Origin of the sequence: Mesorhizobium jarvisii, assembly GCF_003601985.1 — a bacterium.
GTDB lineage: Bacteria > Pseudomonadota > Alphaproteobacteria > Rhizobiales > Rhizobiaceae > Mesorhizobium > Mesorhizobium jarvisii.
In genome coordinates this window covers 110780-129394 of sequence record NZ_QZXA01000010.1, presented here as the reverse complement: position 1 = coordinate 129394, position 18615 = coordinate 110780, and the positions used below count along the sequence as shown (strand labels likewise).

The following is an 18615-nucleotide window of genomic DNA, read 5'->3' as shown; positions in this document are numbered from 1 at the left end:
GGGCAAGGCCTATTCGGGCAGGCCGGGGTCGTAATGCACAATCGCGTCGAGGATCGTGCGGTAGAGGCTGTCGACCTCTTCGTCGATCTCGCCCCGGTTGATGCCGGCCGCTTTGGCGTCGGCGATGAGCCGGTTAGTCAGATTGTCGACCGAGATGACGTCGGCGCCGGCCGTCTCGGGAACGTTGTTGGCGATCCATTGGTCGAGGAAGTTGATTCCGCGCGTGCTCATCGACTCTAAAGCTCGCGAGCGGTCGTCGGTTCCGTCAGTCGGTTTCGGTGATGTTGCCGGCCGGCAGCGGCGGTGAAAGTTCCGGAACTATTTTAGCTCAATCTTATTAATTGGCGGGTGTGGGAGTAGGCGTGGATGCGTAGCGACCAAACGCGGCTTAAATTCATTAAACCGCAGGAACCGCTGCTGGTACTCGAAGTGCCCCTGAGCGATGACTGGTTGCATGAAATCAAATATGACGGCTTTCGTACCCAGCTAATTCTCGATTGGGCCGGCGGTCGCGCCTTTACCCGCACCGGCATTGACTGGTCGAAGCGCTACTGGCCGATCGTCGCGGCGCTGGAAAAGCTGCCGGCGAAGACGCTCATCCTCGACGGCGAAGTGATAGCGCCTGAGGCGGACGGCCGGCCAAATTTCCATCAAATGCACTCTCGCATGGCCTGGAACGCCGAGCTGTTGGCCTTCGTCGCATTCGACATCTTGCACAAGGATGGCAAAGACCTTCGCGCTCTGCCAACGATCGAGCGAAAGGCGATCCTTTGGAACGTGGTGAAGCCAGCGGAAGGCATCATCCAGTACAGTCAGCACGTCGAGGGCGGTGGCGCCGAGTTCTTTGCGGCCGTCGATAAAATGGGACTCGAGGGTATGGTCTCGAAGCGAAAGAACAGCCCCTATCGTGCCGGCAAGTCGGATGCCTGGGTGAAGGCGAAATGCTGGGACGTTGCCGATTTCGAGCTGATTGGGGTCAAGCGCGAGCGCGGCAAGCAGACCGAGGGTCTCATGGCCCGAGATGGGAAATACGTGGGCAGTGCTGTCATAGCGACAAACCGTTCCATCAAGGAACGGTTGCTGCGACGGTTGGAGCGCGCCCGCGCCGAGCAGCCGGCGGGCGTACCTAAGGCGATAGCAGGCCCGAGCGTTGAATGGGTCAGCCCTGGCATAACGGCCCGGGTGCGGTATCTTCGCGGCGAGTCAAAACTTCGTCACGCTTCGGTGCAAGATTTGCACGATGAAGGAACCTAACCGGCACGGCGAGCTGTTGGTCAACAAGCTCGAATCCACTCGTAAATCAGCCCGTTTTTTGATATCGTCCCAATCCGCTCATTGGCACCCATGAGGGAGGTTTCGATGTCGGACTTCGTATCACAATTTCAATTCCTGGGACCGCAGGACCTAGCCATATGCCAAAGGGTTTTCGACAAGTTGTGCGTCTCTGCCAACTGGGAGCGGACGGCGATCGAAGGCGAGGAACTGGCCTTTAGGATTCTCGTCGCTTTCCAGCACGGCATTACTAACGAGGAGGCATTGCTGGCCGAAATGTACGCGCTACTCGACGACCAGAAAAAACGCGTGGGATAACCTCACAGCCCCGCTCCAACATGCCGCTCGAACGCTTCCAGATCGATCAGCAGGCAATGCGTCGTGCTGCCGTTGATCTTGACCTTGCGCGCCGGCAGCACGATGCCCTTGGGCGCCTGTTTCAGCGCCGTATACCAGCCGCCCTTGTGGAAATCGGTATCGCCGAAGATCCTGTGCAGCGCCGGCCCGCTCGCCGGCACCGCCAGCACGGCACCGGCGTTAGCGTCGACCTTGCCGCGATCGAAGCAGCCGAGGCTGACCAGCTCCAAGCGCTCGCGCGCGCCCTTGGCGTCCCAGCCGCCGGCTTGCGGGCCGATGCGCAGCAGCTCGCACACGCCGCCGATCGTCGGCTTGACGCCGTCGCGCCAGGCATCGATTTGGCTCTGGAATAGCGTGTCGATGCATTTGTGCCAGTGGTCGAGGTTTTCGGTGCGGTCGGCCGAGGTGGCCTCGGCGATCAGCTCGCCCAAATGCGAGGCGTCGGCGACCGGCAAGCCGATCTCTTCCAGCACCTTGTCGCCGACCAGCAGCCGCGCGGCCGCCAGCAGCGTTCCGAAGGTGTCGATCGCGCGCGCCGACATGCCTTGCTCGCCCAATATGGTGGCCATGTCGGGCATCAGCACATCGTTGAACTCTTTCCAGCCGTCCATAATCTGCCGCAAGATCATGCGGCCGTCCGTCTCCGGTTTCAGCACCAGGTCGCGGCCGCTCTTGCCCGGCCGATCGAGCTGCGAAAGGTTGAGCATGGCCATGCGCGTCTTGTCCTGCGCGCCCATGGGCGGCGGGATGATGGCAGAGAAAAAGAACGAATTGCGCGCGGTAAACGTGGTCGCCTCGTGGTCTTGGCCGCCGCGGCTGATATCGCCGCCGGTGTAGGCGACTCGCGCCAGCTCGATGACGCTTTCCGCCCTGGTCGAGCCGGGCTTTGATTCCAGCTCGTCGATCATGAACGGCAGGCTGTCGGTCTTGGCGCGCTGGTAGATGCCGGCGGCCGTGGTGTTGACCGATTGCGTCACCGCGCCCGCCAGCGCCGAGCGCACCACTTCCTGCAGGCGCGACTTGCCGACGCCGGCGCCGCCGGTGGCAAAGATGATCGGCCGCGCCTTCAGGGCGCCGCCCATCAGCGCCGTGCCGATCCAGCCCAGCACCAGCACAGGGTCGAGGTAGGGCCGCTGCCAGTTCCATGTTTGGAGATCTTCGAGGATGCGCCGCGCGGGGCTTTCCTCCTGTGTCACCGGCTCGGCCCAAGGCTCGATCGTGCCGGCCTGCTTGGTGTAAAGAAAACCGTCATGCTGGGCCGGTCGGGCCTGTTCCAGCCGCTTGCCATCGACCATCCACAGCCAGCCGCCGGAATGCCAGACGAAGCGGCCATGGCTGTCCTGCCAGCCGCCACGGCCGCGATGCTGCGTATGCGGATCGAAATCCGGCTTTCGCGCGGCTTCATTGATGATCGCCATCATGGCCTTATCGCGCTCGACACGGTTGACCACGAGCTTTTCGACCATGCTGTCGGTGTCGGCGTCGTACACCTTTTTCTTGCCGAAGCCGGGCCAGCTCCAAAACAGCGTGTTGAGCTTCGGCGCGAACAGGTCGGACAGTGCCGGCATGTCCCAGCGCTCGATCTTGCGAAGATTGCCGGTGGTCGAAATGCAGTAGACCAGCCCTTCCGAATCGCGGCCGACGACTTTGACCGGGCAGTCCGGCGGCATGTTGTCGAACGGCGCGCCGGGCCACTGGCCGGGGTTGATGCCTTCGCGCGGCAGGTTCGGGTCGGGGTCGATCACGTTGAGCGCGTCGGCCTCGTCCTTTGCCCGCTTGGCGTCGGCGAATGCCGCGCGGATTGCCTTGCTGCCTGTCTGTGTCTGCGCCTTGGCCACTGCTCATTCCATGCTGTTCGGTGTCTAAAAAGACCCGCCGGCGTATTCACCCACCGGCGGGCCAAGGGCGCTAGGCGTCTTGGGGCAGTCGGACCTAGCGCGGGGAAAAGCCGGACGGCGAGAACGCTTCCGGCTGTGGTCTCATCGCCTGTTCGCCCGGCCAGCCACCGGCCGGCGCCGGCTGGGCCGTCCGCGCCGCTTCCTCGGCGTCGCGATCGGCCTCCAAGCGGAACGCGACCTTGCAGGCGGCATGAAACAGCGTCAGCACGAACAGATCGTCCCGGTTTGGCACCGTGCGCGGGTAGCGCTTCTGCAGGCCAAGATGGATGAACATGGCTTCCACCGGCGCCTCGGTATTGCCGCGCACGAAATCGGCCATGATGGCGGCTTCCTCGCGTTCGAAAATATCCGGCTCGCCCACGGCGCCATCGGCGAAGAAACGCGCCGCCGCCGCGACGCCGCGCGCCAGCTCGGCGACATCCAGCGGTGACTTGAAGGTCAGTTCGTCTTGATCCGCCGGATCGCCAGCCCCGTTGCCGTGATCGTGATCTGCCGCACCGCCGTCCCCTGGATCATTTCCAGCTGTGTCGGCCAAAGCTTCTGTAGTGTCTCCGGCGGCAGGAGGAAGGTTTTCAGGATCTCCGCTCTTGCCTGTTCCAGCATCGTCTTGCCCATCGGTCAGCTCTTCCGTTTCCGCTTGTGCAGCCCTGGCCGGCTGTGGCTGTGCAGCCTGCGCTTGCCCGGCCTTACCGGCGGCCCCCGCCGCGTCTTCCTGTTTCGCATTCGCAGCGCCAGTCTGAAGCGCAGCCCTTTCCAAAGGGCCAGCGTCTGGGCGTTGTACGTCCCCCAGCTGAAGCCCGGTTCCATCACTCGCCGTGTCGCCAGCGGCGGCCACAGGCCGATCGCCTGACAATTCGTTGCCTTCAGAATTGCTGGCGTCAGCCGCCTGCACTGCCGAAACCGCTTCGCTGGTTTCAAGAGCAGTATTTCCTTGCGGCGCTGCAACATCAGCTCGGGCACCGGCATTGCGGCTTCCTCTCTTGCGTCCCATGGTCTTGATCCTTTCGAGGAAATAGGCGGCATTCGCGCCGCCGGTTGAGGCCTAGCGCGGCTGCTTGGTGACGGCCTTGACCGCCCACATCGCCGCGCTTTCGATTTCCGTCATGGCGATCGAGGCGCAACGGGCGCCGGGATGCGCGCGGTTTTCCGAGATCGGCTGCAGGATATCGATCAGCTCGGCCGCCTTGCCCTTGATGAGGTCGACGGCGGCATTGCCCCTCGGGTTGAACGACACGCCGACGCGATAGCCGCCTTCAGTCAGTTCGCTTTTTTCAGTCATCACTCTTCTCCTTGCGCCAGGTCGTTGAAATCGTCTCCCACGTGGCTGGCTTCCACGCTGACGTGCTTGCCGTGGCGTTCCAGCCCGGCGAGTGCGGTATCGAATTGCTTTTGCGCCTGGGCGTTGCCGTTGTTGTTGTCGCGCGCGAACAGCACCCACTCGACGCAGTCGAGATCGACCGGCGCCGATCCGACGCCGGCGAGCGAACCGGCCGCCCACACGCGCGCTTCCGGCACCGGCGCGCAGAAGCTGGCGGCAGTCTCGATGCCTTCGCCGATCACGGTAGCGTCGGGCACCAGGCCGTCGCGATCGGCCATCCAGAACGGGATAGCGTTCGGCCCCATGGAAATTTCGATGACGGCGCCCAGCGCTTCGCCCCACATCAGTTTCGCCGGCGCCAGAGGCGCTTTGTTCGGCTTGATCGGATCGAAAAAGGTGACATGGCAGGCCGTCACGATGCCCATGCGGTTGCGCATGGCGCAGTGCATGGCGGGAAACAGCGGCCCGCGCTCGGCCTTCCAGCGCCGGCCGTTTGCGTTGTCATAGCGCGCGCCCTTCCACCATTCCGTCGCCGGCGAGAACCGGAAGGAATAGCGGTTGAGGTTCGGCACCGCGTCGAGGTCGAGGCCTCGCCCACGAAAGTAAGCCTTGGCGTGCAGCTCGGCCGCGCTGCCCTCGCCATAAGCGAACGTGCCTTGCGGGCAGTAGGCCGGGCCGGTTTCCTTGCTCGACGGCTTGGCGAAAAACAGCTGGTCGGCCGTCTGCAGTTTGAACAGCCGCGCCCGCTCGGCCTTTTCGTCGCGCTCCTTCTGGCGCACCACTTCGGCCTTGCGCAGGTTTTGCCGCTCGGCCGGCGACATCGAGCGGATGCCGAGGAAGTCGCGGCCCCACGCCAGCGCGCCCTTGATGTCGGTGCGCTCGACATAGGCCACCAGCTTCAGCACGTCGCCCTTGGCGCCAGAACGCCAGCAGCTCCACGCGCCGATATCGCCGTTGCGAACGCGCACTTTCAGCGCCGGCAGGCGGCCGGGCTTTTGGTCATGTTCAACCGGGTTCCACGCCACCCACAGGCCGCCCTCGGGCTTGCCGTCCGGCAGCAGCCTTTCGCATACGCTCTCGATGCGATCGATCAGCCCCGACTTGATGATGTCGAGATCGCCATTCACAGCAGCGCTCCCAGCTCGCGGGCGATGTCGCCGATCGTCGCCGGCCGGCGTTCGCGTTCCAGCTCGGCGCGCACCTCGGCCAGCGTCAGCGCTGGCGCGCGATAGGGCTTCGGCTTCTTCAGTGCCTCGATCGCGCGCATGACGGCATGGGTTTTCGGCACGTCCATACAGCCGTTAAAGCGCAGCCAATCGTCGTGTCGGGTCAGCGCCTTGCGGCTTTTCGGGATCCACGAAAACGCCGGGTCGGCCGGGCGCGGGCTGTATTTGTGCCAGACCAGCCAGCAATAGCTGGTCGCCGTGGTGCCGTTGATGACCCACCGGCCGCGATGCATGGGCAGGCGCTCGATGAACTGGCCGATCAGGTGCGGCGGGTTGCGCCGATAAAGTTTTGCAAACCGCCCTTCCCCTTCCAGAAACGCCGATCGCACCAGCATGGCGACGCCGCGCCGGGCGATATCGAGCGCGGCCAGCACGAATTCCGGCCCGAGGTTGAAAGGCGGATTGGTGATGATCCAGTCACGCGGCGCGGTTTTCGCGTCCGGATGCAGGAAGTCGGCGACGCCGCCGAAGCCGTAGTCAAAGATATCGCTGGCCGTCACCAGCGGGAAATACTCGCGCAAGGCAAGCGCCATGTGGCCTTCGCCACAGGCCGGGTCGATCGCCAGCATGGGGAAATAGCCGGTGATGGCGTCGCGGGCTTCGAACCGGGGCAGAATGTGTTCGCAGACCGCCCGCGTGCCCCAGGGCGGCGTCGGAAAATAATCCAGGCTGTCGGCCGGCTCGACCCGCCGCGCCATGACGGCGGTGTTTTCCAGCCGCGCGTTCATCACAGCATCCCGAGCGCGGCTTTGTAGAGGTCGAGGATGCTTTCTTCTTCCTGCCGCTCGGCATGGTCCTTGCCGCGCAGCTGGATGATGGTCTTGATCGCCTTGACCGAAAAACCATTGCCCCGCGCCTCGGCGAAAATTTCCTTCTTGTCCTCGCCGATCGCCTTGGCTTCTTCGTTCAGCCGCTCGATGCGCTCGATGATGGCGCGCAGCTGGCCGGCGGCGACCGTCTGGCTGGTGTCGGTCATGTCTTCCTTGTCCCGCGCGCTCACGAAAACACCTCCTCGATATGGCTCAACAGCCGGTCCAGTTGCTTGTCGGTGTCGCGCTCGTCTTCGAGCTGCTGCACGGCGGTGCTGACGGCCGCGCGCGTCACGCCGGCGGCGCGACCGACATCGGCTTGCGCGAAGCCCAGCAGCCGCGTGGCCAGCCAGAAGGCCAGCCGCCGCACTTCCGCCGCTTCCAGCCATTGCGGATCGCTGGTCGCCTTGCGGCTGGGGTCGCTGGCCAGCACCGCTTTCGGGTTTCTGTTCAACTCGCGCGCGGCATGCACCAGGCACAGCTTGTAGGCACCGTGAGTCTCGGCCGGGCCGGGCTCACCGGCCAAGGCCTTGGCGCCGCGCCCCAGCGCGGCGTTCAGTTTGGCCAGCGTGACGGTCCGCATTTTCGTCGTGCCGCGCATGGCCTTGAACCATGAGGTTGCGTCGACACCGGCCTGTCGGCACAGCCTAGCGATCGGGATCTTCTTCACCGCCCGCTTCCTGTTGATTTCCCAGATCGTCAGCGTCTCCGCCATCGAAGTCCTCTTGTTGGCGTTCAAAGGCTCCCGCCGCGTGCGAGACGCGGAACAGCATGGCGACGGAAGCGGAAAGGATGCGGGCAAGGCCGGGCGTGGTTTTCGCCCTGGCGTCGCCCGAAAGGATCAGCTCGGCCAGGCGCGCGGCCTCGCCCAAATTGAACTCGAGTTCGGTGTTGACGATGCGGTCACCGTCACGCATGGCGCAGACGCCGACCGTGGCGTTGTCCTCCATCAGCCCGACGACGCGCCGCGCCCCCACGCCAAGTTCGCGGTTCGGCACGTCGACCATCACCGCCATCGAGCGCATCAGCGCTTCCGCTGGTACGCGGCAACCGCCAACGGGCTGACGGTCGAGGACAGTTCGTAGTGGCTGGCCGCCAGCTTCTGGCGCAGCGACGGCGCCGGCAATTCGCCAAGCGTCTGCTGCATCACCTGGTCGCGCACCAGCCGCGCGGCAAGCGCCGGCGACGGCGTGTAGAGGCTACCCATTGTCGTGTTCCCTTTCCCTGGTCAGCTCATCCAGAGCCGCCGACAATTTGCGCAGCGTCTTGGTGTTTGGCTCCGTCTCGCCGCTGGCCGAACGCCGCCAGGTCTCGCCGTCGACCCCGGCGCGCTCATAAATGGCCTTGCGGGTCAGCCCTGCCGCTGCGCGGCGCTTGTCGATTTCCTCGAAGCTCAACATTGATCGCGAATCACCCATGTGCTTTAACTGCGGAACTGTCCCGCATTTGTGCGGCACGTCAAGGTGTAGCTGTGTATAGGAGTGCCGCATCCCCTGCCGCTAACTTGCGGGTCATGGTGACCCCCAAGGAACAGCAGCTTGCCTGGGTTCGCGCCGTAATGGCGCACCTCGGCATTTCGCCCAATGAGCTGGCGACCCGCGCCAAAATGGCGCCGTCGACCATTCAGAAGCCGCTGAACGATCCCGCCTGGCCGCACATGCTGTCCGGCCGCACCATGGCGAAGATTGGCGAAATTGCCGGCCTGCAGCCGATGGAATTCCCACCGCGCAGCGGCGGCGGGTTCGGCGAGCCGGAAGCGACGCCTTACGTTTTCAACAAGGAAACCGACGCGATCGGGTCGAACCTCGACCGCGCCGTGCGCGAGTTATGCCGTGGCCGTAACGGCCGCGACCCGTGGGTGATGCGCTCGCGCGTTCTGGAAATGAGCGGGATCTTGCCGGGCGATATCCTGATCGTCGACATGAACCTGCAGCCGCGCCCCAAGGACATCGTCTGCGCGCAGCTCTACCAATGGCAGCTCGGCAAGGCCGAAACCGTCTTCCGCGTCTATGAGCCGCCTTACTTGCTGACCAATTCCGGCACCACCAGCAAACCGGTGCCGGTCGATGATCAGGACGTCGTCATCAAGGGCGTGATCGACGGCCTGGTACGCCCTCGGCAATAGCACCTGACAAAAGCCATGGCCCGCCGCACCTGACAAAAGCCATGGATTTTTGCGAATCGCGCACCTGACAAAAGCCATGGCTTTCCGCGAATCGCGCACCTGACAAAAGCCATGGCTTTTGCAGATCAATCATCTTCGCCGTGATAATGCTCAAGCATGGAAAGGGCGGTCCATTTCTCTGCCTGAAAGGTCACGAGGCCGGCGTAGATGAAAACGACCACGGCGGCCGCCTTCGCCATGCGTGGCCGCCCGTCTGGCCCCGTAAGCCGCCAGGCGCAGTATCCTAGCCAGCCGCTGACAGCGAGCGCGCCAATCGCCCAGAACTGACCAATCAGGGCGCCCAGCAGGTGGGCCGGGCCGTCGATCATAAATAGCAATATTTCCCTCATGGGCCGCATCTTCCCACGCGACTCGCCCCGCACGCCAGCGCGACCGCTGCGGCGCGCGCGGCATAATTCTGCGGGTCTATGTTGACGATACCGCATAAATGCGGGATACATGTCGCGACTCATCGCGAGGCCCCAGAAATGCTCACCGACGAAATCGCGCCGCTTGAAGAGGTCGCCCAGGCGATCGGCCGGCCGGTGCCGTGGCTCATGCGCAACTGGCTGAAGCTTCATCAGCGCGAAGGCTTCCCGCGAAAAATCCCGACCGGCTGGGTATGGCCGCGCCGGGCTGTCGAAGTGTGGCTGCGTACGGCCGGGCAGTTCGTGCCCGCGCCTTTGCCCGCCAACCAGAACGGGCAGGCCGTCGACGCCGTCAGCGCCGCCGCCGACGCCCTTCGTCAACGCTATGGAGTGAACCAATGACGGCACTTGCCGCCGCTCAGGTTGATCCGTCGATGCTGTCTTCGCAGCAGCGGCGCGCCGTCAACCTCATCAAGCTACACCGCCTCTATCGCCGGCCCAATGGCTACGGCAAGCCGCCGGCCAGCGTCAGCCTCGACATCGTGCGTTCTCTGCTCGCCCTCGGCCTGGTGCGCCTCGACACGTCGGGCATGTCCTGCCCGGTGCTGACCGGCTCCGGCCTCAACCTCCATGCCGTCATGGAACAACGCGCGAGGAAACGCACGTGAAGCTTTCCGGCACGGAACTGGCAGCAATGTCTGATGCCCAATGCGGCCCGCTGGTGCGCGGTCGTGGTGGCTGGACGCTTGAAGGCCGCGCGCACGGCTGGAACAGCAACACGATCGACGCGCTGGAGCGCAAAGGCCTGCTGACGGTTGTGCACGGCCCCGGCCAGAAGGGCGTTGCGACGATCAACACCGAAGCATGGCTGGAGGCCCTGACATGAGTGAAGACACCGTCACCAACGCTTACTGGCTCATGGTCGGCCTCGGCGCCGTCTGCGCGCTCGGCCTCGCCGGCGCGGTCACCTTGCTCGGCTGGCTCATGCCGCGCCCGAAGTGCTTCGGTTTCGACGTCAAGGACGATCGCTGACCCCGCCGGCCGCGTTCCCCCACGCGGCCGGCAAGCCCGGCGGGATGGCAACCCTCCCGCCAGCGTACCCGCCGGGCCTGAATTCTCGAACCGCCCTGACGAACGTCGGTAGGGGCGCAGCTGCCGGGGTGGCCGTGAATGGCGCCCCGGCAATTTTTTTGACAAGTCCGGCGAAGCGATTCACCCTCGCGCGCAAAGCATCAACGGAGCCACCCGATGCCGATCAACATCAAGCACGTGTCATGGCGCGACGGCCGGCCGCGCTTCCAGCCGAGCAAGACCCTGCGCGAGGCCGGCCACACCGGCAAGGATCTTCGCCACGAGGACGGCCGCTGGTTTAGCCGCGGCGAGGCCGTGGATTGGTCGGACGCGTTCAGCAAGGCACTCGAGAAGGCCGCCAAACAGGCAAAGGGCGTCACCAGGCCGGCGCCGGCGCGCACCGCGAAATTCTACACGGTCGCCCAGCTCGGCGAGGACTGGCGGAAGTCGCGCAAGTTCCAGCTCCCCACCGACAAGGGCGAGCTGCGCCGGCAGGTAGCGGAAAAGATCGTCTACGCGCCAAAGACAGTGGTTGACTACAAGCAGAAGCTGCGCGTCGTCGAGGAGTTCGACCCAACGCTTTGGGCCTCGCCCGTCGACGCCCTGTCGCAGCCCGTGCTGTTCGGCCTCTATGAAGAACTGGTCGCCAGGCGCGGCATTTCCACCGCGCGCGGCGCCATCGCCACGCTGTCGATCGCGCTCGGCTGGGGCAAGCGGCGCGGCAAGTTCACATTCCGCGAAAACATGGGCGTCAACCCGGCGCAGGATCTGCAGATGGCAACGCCGCCGCCGCGCATCCGCTTCGGCACCCGCACCGAGATCGAGACGCTGGTTGCCGTCGCCGACCATATCGGCGTGCCGGAATGCGGCGACATGACCATGCTGGGCGTGTGGAGCGGCCAGCGCCAGGGCGATCGGCTGGCGCTGGAAGACTTCGGCCTGATCAAGGGCCGCCGCCATTTCCGCCAGGCCAAGACAGGCGCCATCGTCGCCGTGCTGGAAGCGCCCGAACTGGAACGCCGGCTTGCGGCCTCGGCCGAGCGACGCCGCGCCGCCAAGGCCGAAGCGCTGCTCGGCGCCGATCCCGACCAGCGGCCGGCGATCGAGCGCCGCTTCAAGCGCGTTATCCTCAACGAGCATTTCGACAAGCGCTACGGCAAGTGTTTCTGGCGGCCATTCGAGGGCCAGCACTACAGCCACGTCTTTGCCCGCGTGCGCGACATTGCCGTCGCCGGCATCCGCGCCGACAACGGCGTCGACTGGCTGATAAAGCCCTGCAAGACGCTGGCCGATTTCGTCGAGCCCGACCTGCGCGACACGGCGGTGACATGGCTGGCGCTGGCCGGCTGCACCATCCCCGAAATCTGCGCCATCACCGGCCACAGCCTGTCCAGCGCCACGCGGGTGCTGAAACACTATCTGGCCGTGCACCCGGAAATGGCCGACGCTGCCATCAGGAAGATGGTGGCGTGGTACGAGGCCGACGGCGAAACGGAGTTTGGGCTCTGACCCACGAAGGCCCAAATCTGTCAGCGAAAAACTCAAGTAAGGAGAACTAGAACAATGAGGGCTGCTGCACCAAACGTAGTCACATGCCTTTTCCACCTGAAGGCAAATTCAGCTGTGCGATAAGAGAAGGATTCTTTTTCGTAGTTCAAATTTTCTTTTTTAAGCGCAGTGTCGACGCTGTAGTAATTTGCATTATATTGAATATAGTCGAGAAATATTGAAATAACCCCTGAAATACCGACAATATACAAGATAAGATATTGGGCAGGGGAAAAACCTTTATAGGCAGCTCCGTTCTTAATCGTATAGAATACGGCAATTAGACCAAGACCTATAAATCTAACGATATCGCTAATCTTCGTAGTAACTTTCTCTTTGAAGTCAAATCTGCGTTTCCTTTTAGCTTCCAGCTCATCCTCGGCTGGCCGGCTGCTATTTTCGGTCATGGCTTGACGCCCTTTTTCTGATCTGACCTCATAGGAGGATTCTCGTCTGTTTCTGTGCCGCCCTTAATCTTCTGCAGCTTCATGGCATCGAGGCGGGAATATAGGTCGTAGTATTTGTCACTGGGGTTCAACGGCGCAAGCTTAAACGTTACACCATCTTTGCAGCTGACAAGCGAGTTTTGGTCTTTTGTCCAAAAAGACCCATCAGGGCAATTTGGCGGTGGTTGGCCATTAAAAACACTAATAACCTCCGCAAGCATTTTGGTTTCAGTGAAGAGAACTTTTGCCGGTTCGCTTGACGTGCCGGGTAGAAAGACGGCCTTCACTCCCTCTTCTCCGAAGCAAGCGCCGATGCCCAACAATGTTGCACAGGCTGTTAGCCAAATCCGCCTCATACGCCCCCTCCAAAGTTGTCAGGAGGGAAGCATATTTCCTCTACTTTAGCGAATCGGATTTTTTGTCTTGCCTTCGCTCGCCGGCAGCGCGCGCTTCGTCATTGGCACAACTTTACTAGGCAGGTCGTGCGACCTGGTATTGTACTTCGCCTACCCCCCCGATACGCTGGGCGGAAGGCGGGTAAGCGATGAAGCTTCTTCAGTATAGGAGACGGCTTGGGTCGTCTTGGGATCACCAGTGTCATGGCCATTATTCGAGCTGCATTCGATAGTTCCAAAGACCAGCCGGCCGGTATTACCACTGTCGCCGGCTACTTGGGAAACGAAACTGCCTGGTTGGGCATCGAGGAACGTTGGAACAACGCGCTTGGTGTGGCTCGCATTGCGGACTTCCACCTGAAAGACATCAAACATCGGTTCAACGACTGGGTGGATGTCATCACACCGTTCGCTGGGATACTTGCGCAGTCGAACCTTAGATCCGTGACCGCTTCAATGAAGGACACCGATTGGAGCGACTTCGGCTATCATGCCGCATTCCGCGAGGTTCTGCCAACACGCGAAGCCGCCTGCCTCTATCTCCTATTCGGGGTGCTGGCAGACGACGTGCGGCTTACCTTCGACAATGCCCCAATCGTTGTCGTATTCGACAACGATTGGGGCGGAAAACGCGAAGGTGTTGTGCGCGTTCATGACGCTTGGTGTAGGGACACCGGCCACCCCGGTTTCAATATCTTCATGAAGGGCGGCGTCTCCTGGGATTCGATACCACTTCAAGCCGCTGACTTGATTGCGGGGTTGCTACGGCAAAGTGCTTTCTGGCGACGAGGATTAGATATGCTTCAGGAGCCGGGGCCGATCGATCCGCTAAGCGACCTGACAATTCGCGCGCTCAATCAATCTCGCGGCGCAATCTGGTCGAAGGCTTATGCCGATAAGGTTGCGGAAGTGATGCGCGGGCGAGCCTAGCTATTCGAAGCCCGGCAGAGGGATTGAGATTAGGTTGCGGCGCCGCCGGCCTTGCCCGCTATCCACAACTGTCCACAACGATGTTGTCTAAAGCCGCCGGTATCGTTGACCCTGCGATCACGAAGCCGTGAAGTGACGGCCAAGCCGCTTGAAGACGGTAGGGATCGTCATGAGACAGGAAGGAAGAAGGAAGTGCCTGAAGACCCGTTGCATCGCATAGACCAGCAGCTGGCCGAGATCGACCATCTGCTGAACGCTCTTATCTTCATTTCGGAAAACGTAGAGGACCACCAGCACGAGCTGATGCGCCATTCGGCGACCAGCCTTTGCTACATCGCCCACGACAAGATCGCGGCCGCCAACCGCGACGTGTCGCTGCTCTTGCGCCTCGCCGCGTGAATCGGTCGGGAACAACGCAGGAACGCCCGTGCGACTTTTGAAGTCGCACGGGTCGAAAAAGTCGCACAGGTTCCGGCTCTGTTCTTTTCGCCAAAACCGCAAGTGCTTGATATTTCACGTGAAACGTTGGTGAGCGCGTCGGGGTTCGAACCCGAGACCTACTGATTAAAAGTCAGTTGCTCTACCGGCTGAGCTACGCGCTCCCGCGGGCGCGAAAGGGCGGCCCTCGAAATTGCGCGGAACATAGGGAGAGTGCCTCGACCGGTCAACCGGAAAAAGAGCATCCGCAAGCCAGACCTCGCAAGCATTCCCACTGTGGCACCTTGCCTGCTTCGATCAACGGCGCAACGCCCCCGGCGAAGCACTGGCATCACCTCTCGCCGGCTTAGGTGGGAGGCCGGAGAAACATTACAAATCAGCAACTTGGGATTTAGCGAGGAACCTTACCCCATACTGCCCGTTGTCTCGCCACAAGGGACGTCAACCACCCTTCAAGGAGAAGATCATGAACAAGATCATATCGGGTATGCTGGCGGCCACTTTGTCCGTTTCGTTTGTAGCGGCCGCGATTCCAGCCAATGCCGCTCAGATGTTCGTGCCGCAGGCACCGGAGGCCTCATCCAATATCCTGAACGTTGAAGCCCGCAACGGGGATCAGAATTTCCAATGGCGTCACAACCGCCATGGCAACCGCAACTTCGGCGTCCGTCGCAACTTTGCGCGGAACAACGACGGCGGCGCCTACTGGAACGGTCATCGCGGCTATCGTGAGTACCATCGCGGCTATCGTCGCCATGGCGACAACTGGTTCCCGCTGGCGGCCTTCGCGACGGGCGCGCTGATTACGGGTGCGATCGTCAACAGCGAGAACAACCGGGTCCACGAAGGCAATGCGCATGTGCAGTGGTGCTACGACCGCTATCGCAGCTATCGTGCTTCGGACAACACATTCCAGCCGAACTACGGACCGCGCCAGGAGTGCCGTTCGCCTTACTAACCCCAGGTATCGGTAGCTAAGACAAGGCCCGCGTCGGAAACGGCGCGGGTCTTTCTTATGCGCTCAGCGTCCTGCGCACAGCATCGCGCCAGCCTGCCAGCTTGGCGGATCGTGTAGCGATATCCATCTCCGGCTTGAACCGCCGCTCGAGCGCCCAGCTCTTGGCGAATTCCTTCGCCTTGGGCCAGACACCAGCCTTCGAGCCGGCAAGCCAGGCTGCGCCCAGCGCGGTCGTCTCGAGGATGGTCGGGCGGTCGACCGGCGCGTCAAGTATGTCGGCCAGCCGCTGCATGGTCCAGTCCGACGCGACCATGCCGCCATCGACCCTGAGCACCGTTTTGGCAGAAGTGCCCTTCCAGTCCTTGCGCATGGCGTCGAGCAGGTCGCGGGTCTGATAGGCGACGGCCTCCAGGGCGGCGCGCGCGAACTCCGCAGGCCCGGAATTGCGGGTCAGCCCGAAAATCGCGCCGCGCGCCTCGGCGTCCCAATGCGGCGCGCCGAGACCGACAAAGGCCGGCACCAGATAGACGTTTTGCGTCGGGTCGGCTTCATCAGCCAGTTTGCCGCTTTGCTCGGCCTTGCCGATCACCTTGATGCCGTCGCGCAACCATTGCACGGCAGCGCCGGCGATGAAGATCGAGCCCTCCAGCGCATAGGTGGTCTTGCCGTTCAGCCGATAGGCGATGGTAGTCAAGAGCCGGTTCTTCGAACGCACCAGATCGCCCCCGGTGTTGAGCAGCGCGAAGCAGCCGGTGCCATAGGTGGATTTCATCATGCCCGGCTCGAAGCAGGCCTGGCCGATGGTCGCGGCGTGCTGATCGCCGGCAACGCCGAGGATCCTTATCTCGGCGCCAAACAGATTTTTCTCGGTCACTCCATAATCATCGGCGCAGTCCTTGACCTCCGGCAGCATTTTCACTGGAATGTTGAGAATGGCCAAAAGCTCGTCATCCCAGGCATTTTCCGCGATGTTGTAGACCAGCGTGCGCGAGGCGTTGGTGGCGTCGGTGGCGTGGGCCTTGCCGCCGGTCAGCCGCCAGATCAGAAAACTGTCGATGGTACCGGCGAGCAATTCGCCTTTCTCTGCGCGTTTCCTGGCGCCCTTCACCTTGTCGAGCATCCAGGCGATCTTGGTGCCCGAGAAATAAGGATCGAGCAGCAGACCGGTCTTGTGCGTGAACTTCTTCTCCAGTCCCTGCTTCTTCAGTTTCTGGCAGAGCGGCGCGGTGCGGCGGTCCTGCCAGACGATGGCGTTGTGGATCGGCTTGCCGGTCGCCCTGTCCCAGATGACGACGGTCTCACGCTGGTTGGTGATGCCGATGGCCGCGACATCGGATGCTTCGCGGCCAGCATTCTTCAGCGCAGCCTTCACGGTCGTCACGACGCTTGCCCAGATCTCTTCCGGGTCGTGCTCGACCCAGCCGGAGGCCGGATAGTGCTGGCCGAATTCCTGCTGGCCTGTGCCTGCAACCTTCATCTTGTCGTCGAACAGGATCGCCCGGGTCGATGTCGTTCCCTGGTCGATTGCGAGCACAAAACCGCTCATTGCATCCTCCGCCTTCACAAAACAGGGGAGACGGCAACATGCCGCCTCCCCCAATTTCACACGGGCGCGAGCGCCCGCATAGGGCAGTCTTACTTCTGCCAGCTCTTCACCAGTTCGTCGTAGTTGATGGTGATCGGCTTGTCCTTCTCCTTCTCGAGCTTCAGCTGAGGCGCCAGATTGCCGCCCTTGACCGCGTCGGCGTTCCAGTAGGCAAGGTCGTGCTCTTCGGCCATCTTCGGTCCGATGTCGCCCTGGACACCGGATTTCTCGATACGTGCCATGACTTTTTCCTGATCGGCGCAGAGCGAATCCATGGCTTCCTGCGGTGTCTTGGCACCAGACGAGGCGTCACCGATGTTCTGCCACCAGAGCTGCGCCAGCTTCGGATAGTCCGGCACGTTGGTACCGGTCGGCGTCCACTGCACACGGGCCGGCGAGCGATAGAACTCGATCAGACCGCCGAGCTTCGGCGCACGTTCGGTGAAGCTCTTGTCATGGATGGTGGAGTCGCGAATGAAGGTCAGGCCAACCTGGCTCTTCTTCACATCGACGGTCTTCGAGGTGACGAACTGCGCATAAAGCCAGGCGGCCTTGGCGCGGTCGGTCGGCGTCGACTTCATCAGCGTCCAGGAACCGACGTCCTGATAGCCGAGCTTCATGCCGTCCTTCCAGTAGGAGCCGTGCGGAGACGGCGCCATGCGCCACTTCGGCGTGCCGTCGTCGTTCATGACCGGCAGGCCAGGCTTGACCATGTCGGCGGTGAACGCGGTGTACCAGAAGATCTGCTGGGCAACATTGCCTTGCGACGGCACGGGGCCGGATTCGGAGAAGGTCATGCCCTGGGCTTCCGGCGGCGCATAGGCTTTCAGCCAATCAAGATACTTCTGGATGGCATAGACCGATGCCGGTCCATTGGTGTCGCCGCCGCGCGCGGTGCATGAGCCGACAGGCCGCGAATTCGCATCGACCTTGATGCCCCATTCGTCGACCGGCACACCGTTCGGCAGGCCCTTGTCGCCATTGCCGGCCATCGACAGCCAGGCATCGGTGAACCGCCAGCCGAGCGACGGATCCTTCTTGCCGTAGTCCATGTGGCCATAGACCTTCTTGCCGTTGACGTCGCGGCCAGTGAAGAATTCGGCGATGTCCTCATAGGCCGACCAGTTGACCGGCACGCCGAGATCGTAGCCGTATTTGGCCTTGAAGTCGGCCTTGTTCTTCTCGTCGTTGAACCAGTCGTAACGGAACCAGTAGAGGTTCGCGAACTGCTGGTCGGGCAGCTGGTAGAGCTTCTTGTCCGGCGCGGTGGTGAACTTCGTGCCGATGAAGTCGTCGACGTCGAGCATCGGATCGGTAACGTCCTTGCCTTCGCCCGCCATCCAGTCGGTCAAATTGCGCACCTGCTGGTAACGCCAGTGGGTGCCGATCAGGTCGGAATCGTTGACCCAGCCGTCATAGATGTTCTGGCCGGTCTGCATCTGGGTCTGGATCTTCTCGACGACGTCGCCTTCCTGGATGACGTCATGCGTGACCTTGATGCCGGTGATGGCGGTAAAGGCCGGTGCCAGCACCTGAGACTCGTACTGGTGGGTGGTCAAGGTTTCCGACACGACTTTGATTTCCATGCCGGCGAAGGGCTTGGCCGCGTCGATGAACCACTGCATTTGCTTTTCCTGGTCGGCGCGGGAAAGCGTCGACACGCCGCCTATCTCTTTGTCCAGAAAGGCTTTTGCCTCATCCATCCCGGCGTAGGCATTGCCCGCGCCGAGCAACAGGACAAGGGCCGTCGTTGATGTTAAAAATTGCCGTCGCATGTGTTTCCTCCACTGTTTCAGGTTTCAAGTGCGATCTGGAGCGGTCGCCGGCACGCG

Annotated in this window: 27 protein-coding genes and 1 tRNA gene; 11 read left to right on the top strand and 17 right to left on the bottom strand. The window is 62.4% G+C overall.

The features are described 5' to 3' along the window. Positions 1-9: 9 nt before the first annotated feature. Positions 10-231: a DUF768 domain-containing protein gene (locus tag D3242_RS24715; protein WP_064985577.1), complete on the bottom strand. Its 222-nt coding sequence runs from the start codon at positions 229-231 to the stop codon at positions 10-12. Positions 232-366: 135 nt separating this feature from the next. Here D3242_RS24715 and D3242_RS24710 point away from each other — a divergent pair, with 135 nt between their 5' ends. Further along, a complete protein-coding gene (locus D3242_RS24710) occupies positions 367-1254 on the top strand; it encodes an ATP-dependent DNA ligase (RefSeq protein WP_064985578.1) in 888 nt (295 codons plus the stop codon). A gap of 105 nt (positions 1255-1359) precedes the next feature. Further along, positions 1360-1590, top strand: coding sequence for a hypothetical protein (locus D3242_RS24705; protein ID WP_120145534.1), 231 nt, complete (start codon positions 1360-1362; stop codon positions 1588-1590). Positions 1591-1592: 2 nt separating this feature from the next. On the opposite strand, the gene D3242_RS24700 is transcribed toward D3242_RS24705, so the two are convergent. The 10 genes from D3242_RS24700 to D3242_RS24650 all read right to left on the bottom strand — a co-directional run bounded on the left by D3242_RS24700 (position 1593) and on the right by D3242_RS24650 (position 8280). Further along, positions 1593-3467, bottom strand: a complete 1875-nt coding sequence (locus D3242_RS24700; RefSeq protein WP_064985582.1) for a hypothetical protein — start codon at positions 3465-3467, stop codon at positions 1593-1595. Between the two features lie 94 nt (positions 3468-3561). Further along, the gene (locus D3242_RS33345) at positions 3562-4518 is read right to left on the bottom strand and encodes a hypothetical protein (RefSeq protein WP_147377484.1); all 957 of its coding nucleotides are present in this window, start codon (positions 4516-4518) and stop codon (positions 3562-3564) included. A gap of 51 nt (positions 4519-4569) precedes the next feature. Beyond that, the gene (locus tag D3242_RS24685; protein ID WP_064985588.1) at positions 4570-4806 is read right to left on the bottom strand and encodes an Acb2/Tad1 domain-containing protein; all 237 of its coding nucleotides are present in this window, start codon (positions 4804-4806) and stop codon (positions 4570-4572) included. Then, positions 4806-5972 carry a DUF7146 domain-containing protein gene (locus D3242_RS24680; protein ID WP_064985589.1) on the bottom strand — a complete coding sequence of 389 codons (1167 nt, stop codon included), beginning with the start codon at positions 5970-5972 and terminating at the stop codon, positions 4806-4808. The genes D3242_RS24685 and D3242_RS24680 overlap by 1 nt, the downstream gene beginning before the upstream one ends. Further along, positions 5969-6799 carry an SAM-dependent methyltransferase gene (locus D3242_RS24675; RefSeq protein ID WP_064985591.1) on the bottom strand — a complete coding sequence of 277 codons (831 nt, stop codon included), beginning with the start codon at positions 6797-6799 and terminating at the stop codon, positions 5969-5971. The genes D3242_RS24680 and D3242_RS24675 overlap by 4 nt, the downstream gene beginning before the upstream one ends. Further along, on the bottom strand, positions 6799-7047 hold the full coding sequence (locus D3242_RS24670) for a DUF2312 domain-containing protein (protein ID WP_064985741.1): 249 nt from the start codon (positions 7045-7047) through the stop codon (positions 6799-6801). The genes D3242_RS24675 and D3242_RS24670 overlap by 1 nt, the downstream gene beginning before the upstream one ends. A 20-nt stretch (positions 7048-7067) precedes the next feature. Beyond that, complete coding sequence (locus tag D3242_RS24665; protein ID WP_147377483.1) at positions 7068-7595, bottom strand: hypothetical protein; 528 nt, start codon at positions 7593-7595, stop codon at positions 7068-7070. Continuing rightward, entirely contained in the window at positions 7528-7896 is a 369-nt protein-coding gene (locus D3242_RS24660; RefSeq protein ID WP_147377482.1) for a hypothetical protein, read from the bottom strand. The genes D3242_RS24665 and D3242_RS24660 overlap by 68 nt, the downstream gene beginning before the upstream one ends. A gap of 8 nt (positions 7897-7904) precedes the next feature. After that, the gene (locus D3242_RS24655) at positions 7905-8087 is read right to left on the bottom strand and encodes a hypothetical protein (RefSeq protein WP_064985596.1); all 183 of its coding nucleotides are present in this window, start codon (positions 8085-8087) and stop codon (positions 7905-7907) included. Further along, a complete protein-coding gene (locus tag D3242_RS24650) occupies positions 8080-8280 on the bottom strand; it encodes a helix-turn-helix domain-containing protein (RefSeq protein WP_064985597.1) in 201 nt (66 codons plus the stop codon). Before D3242_RS24650 ends, D3242_RS24655 begins: the two co-directional genes overlap by 8 nt. On the opposite strand from D3242_RS24650, the gene D3242_RS24645 reads away from it, so the two are divergent. Beyond that, the gene (locus D3242_RS24645; protein ID WP_147377481.1) at positions 8280-9005 is read left to right on the top strand and encodes a helix-turn-helix domain-containing protein; all 726 of its coding nucleotides are present in this window, start codon (positions 8280-8282) and stop codon (positions 9003-9005) included. The two genes, D3242_RS24650 and D3242_RS24645, sit on opposite strands and share 1 nt — an antisense overlap. A gap of 125 nt (positions 9006-9130) precedes the next feature. Here the strand turns inward: D3242_RS24645 and D3242_RS24640 are convergent, their stop codons facing one another. Further along, positions 9131-9394, bottom strand: coding sequence for a hypothetical protein (locus D3242_RS24640; protein WP_147377480.1), 264 nt, complete (start codon positions 9392-9394; stop codon positions 9131-9133). A gap of 138 nt (positions 9395-9532) precedes the next feature. Between D3242_RS24640 and D3242_RS24635 the strand changes: the two genes are divergently transcribed. From D3242_RS24635 to D3242_RS24620, 5 genes are all read left to right on the top strand, one after another. Further along, positions 9533-9814, top strand: coding sequence for a hypothetical protein (locus D3242_RS24635; RefSeq protein ID WP_064985604.1), 282 nt, complete (start codon positions 9533-9535; stop codon positions 9812-9814). Further along, a complete protein-coding gene (locus D3242_RS24630) occupies positions 9811-10080 on the top strand; it encodes a hypothetical protein (RefSeq protein WP_064985606.1) in 270 nt (89 codons plus the stop codon). The genes D3242_RS24635 and D3242_RS24630 overlap by 4 nt, the downstream gene beginning before the upstream one ends. Further along, positions 10077-10298, top strand: a complete 222-nt coding sequence (locus D3242_RS24625) for a hypothetical protein (RefSeq protein WP_064985608.1) — start codon at positions 10077-10079, stop codon at positions 10296-10298. The genes D3242_RS24630 and D3242_RS24625 overlap by 4 nt, the downstream gene beginning before the upstream one ends. Further along, complete coding sequence (locus D3242_RS33640; RefSeq protein WP_155772708.1) at positions 10295-10444, top strand: hypothetical protein; 150 nt, start codon at positions 10295-10297, stop codon at positions 10442-10444. Before D3242_RS24625 ends, D3242_RS33640 begins: the two co-directional genes overlap by 4 nt. 216 nt (positions 10445-10660) lie before the next feature. Further along, the gene (locus tag D3242_RS24620) at positions 10661-11992 is read left to right on the top strand and encodes a site-specific integrase (RefSeq protein ID WP_064985610.1); all 1332 of its coding nucleotides are present in this window, start codon (positions 10661-10663) and stop codon (positions 11990-11992) included. Between the two features lie 32 nt (positions 11993-12024). Here D3242_RS24620 and D3242_RS24615 read toward each other — a convergent pair whose 3' ends face one another. Together D3242_RS24615 and D3242_RS33340 are read right to left on the bottom strand one after the other, a co-directional pair. Then, the gene (locus D3242_RS24615; protein WP_064985611.1) at positions 12025-12438 is read right to left on the bottom strand and encodes a hypothetical protein; all 414 of its coding nucleotides are present in this window, start codon (positions 12436-12438) and stop codon (positions 12025-12027) included. Beyond that, positions 12435-12764 carry a hypothetical protein gene (locus tag D3242_RS33340; protein ID WP_147377479.1) on the bottom strand — a complete coding sequence of 110 codons (330 nt, stop codon included), beginning with the start codon at positions 12762-12764 and terminating at the stop codon, positions 12435-12437. Before D3242_RS33340 ends, D3242_RS24615 begins: the two co-directional genes overlap by 4 nt. 285 nt (positions 12765-13049) lie before the next feature. Here D3242_RS33340 and D3242_RS24610 point away from each other — a divergent pair, with 285 nt between their 5' ends. Then, entirely contained in the window at positions 13050-13802 is a 753-nt protein-coding gene (locus D3242_RS24610; RefSeq protein WP_147377478.1) for a DUF3800 domain-containing protein, read from the top strand. Between the two features lie 192 nt (positions 13803-13994). Then, positions 13995-14201 (top strand): hypothetical protein, encoded by a 207-nt coding sequence (locus tag D3242_RS24605; protein ID WP_064985616.1) that lies wholly within the window; start codon positions 13995-13997, stop codon positions 14199-14201. Between the two features lie 127 nt (positions 14202-14328). Here the strand turns inward: D3242_RS24605 and D3242_RS24600 are convergent. Next, positions 14329-14404, bottom strand: a tRNA-Lys gene (locus tag D3242_RS24600). 302 nt (positions 14405-14706) lie between these two features. On the opposite strand from D3242_RS24600, the gene D3242_RS24595 reads away from it, so the two are divergent. Then, complete coding sequence (locus D3242_RS24595) at positions 14707-15198, top strand: BA14K family protein (RefSeq protein ID WP_064985618.1); 492 nt, start codon at positions 14707-14709, stop codon at positions 15196-15198. 55 nt (positions 15199-15253) lie between these two features. On the opposite strand, the gene glpK is transcribed toward D3242_RS24595, so the two are convergent. Both glpK and D3242_RS24585 read right to left on the bottom strand, forming a co-directional pair. Further along, positions 15254-16744, bottom strand: coding sequence for a glycerol kinase GlpK (glpK, locus tag D3242_RS24590; protein WP_064985743.1), 1491 nt, complete (start codon positions 16742-16744; stop codon positions 15254-15256). Between the two features lie 89 nt (positions 16745-16833). Then, on the bottom strand, positions 16834-18558 hold the full coding sequence (locus tag D3242_RS24585; RefSeq protein WP_019858260.1) for an ABC transporter substrate-binding protein: 1725 nt from the start codon (positions 18556-18558) through the stop codon (positions 16834-16836). Positions 18559-18615: the final 57 nt, after the last annotated feature.

Bases quoted from the DNA above. Each gene is read 5' to 3' on its own strand.
- D3242_RS24705 (WP_120145534.1), top strand. From the start codon at position 1,360: ATGTCGGACTTCGTATCACAATTTCAATTCCTGGGACCGCAGGACCTA.
- D3242_RS24675 (WP_064985591.1), bottom strand. From the start codon at position 6,799: ATGAACGCGCGGCTGGAAAACACCGCCGTCATGGCGCGGCGGGTCGAG.
- glpK (WP_064985743.1), bottom strand. From the start codon at position 16,744: ATGAGCGGTTTTGTGCTCGCAATCGACCAGGGAACGACATCGACCCGG.
- D3242_RS24650 (WP_064985597.1), bottom strand. From the start codon at position 8,280: ATGTTGAGCTTCGAGGAAATCGACAAGCGCCGCGCAGCGGCAGGGCTG.
- D3242_RS24640 (WP_147377480.1), bottom strand. From the start codon at position 9,394: ATGAGGGAAATATTGCTATTTATGATCGACGGCCCGGCCCACCTGCTG.
- D3242_RS24660 (WP_147377482.1), bottom strand. From the start codon at position 7,896: ATGGCGGTGATGGTCGACGTGCCGAACCGCGAACTTGGCGTGGGGGCG.
- D3242_RS24615 (WP_064985611.1), bottom strand. From the start codon at position 12,438: ATGACCGAAAATAGCAGCCGGCCAGCCGAGGATGAGCTGGAAGCTAAA.
- D3242_RS24620 (WP_064985610.1), top strand. From the start codon at position 10,661: ATGCCGATCAACATCAAGCACGTGTCATGGCGCGACGGCCGGCCGCGC.
- D3242_RS24685 (WP_064985588.1), bottom strand. From the start codon at position 4,806: ATGACTGAAAAAAGCGAACTGACTGAAGGCGGCTATCGCGTCGGCGTG.
- D3242_RS24665 (WP_147377483.1), bottom strand. From the start codon at position 7,595: ATGGCGGAGACGCTGACGATCTGGGAAATCAACAGGAAGCGGGCGGTG.
- D3242_RS24715 (WP_064985577.1), bottom strand. From the start codon at position 231: ATGAGCACGCGCGGAATCAACTTCCTCGACCAATGGATCGCCAACAAC.
- D3242_RS24585 (WP_019858260.1), bottom strand. From the start codon at position 18,558: ATGCGACGGCAATTTTTAACATCAACGACGGCCCTTGTCCTGTTGCTC.
- D3242_RS24655 (WP_064985596.1), bottom strand. From the start codon at position 8,087: ATGGGTAGCCTCTACACGCCGTCGCCGGCGCTTGCCGCGCGGCTGGTG.
- D3242_RS24630 (WP_064985606.1), top strand. From the start codon at position 9,811: ATGACGGCACTTGCCGCCGCTCAGGTTGATCCGTCGATGCTGTCTTCG.
- D3242_RS33345 (WP_147377484.1), bottom strand. From the start codon at position 4,518: ATGGGACGCAAGAGAGGAAGCCGCAATGCCGGTGCCCGAGCTGATGTT.
- D3242_RS33640 (WP_155772708.1), top strand. From the start codon at position 10,295: ATGAGTGAAGACACCGTCACCAACGCTTACTGGCTCATGGTCGGCCTC.
- D3242_RS24710 (WP_064985578.1), top strand. From the start codon at position 367: ATGCGTAGCGACCAAACGCGGCTTAAATTCATTAAACCGCAGGAACCG.
- D3242_RS24635 (WP_064985604.1), top strand. From the start codon at position 9,533: ATGCTCACCGACGAAATCGCGCCGCTTGAAGAGGTCGCCCAGGCGATC.
- D3242_RS24670 (WP_064985741.1), bottom strand. From the start codon at position 7,047: ATGACCGACACCAGCCAGACGGTCGCCGCCGGCCAGCTGCGCGCCATC.
- D3242_RS24595 (WP_064985618.1), top strand. From the start codon at position 14,707: ATGAACAAGATCATATCGGGTATGCTGGCGGCCACTTTGTCCGTTTCG.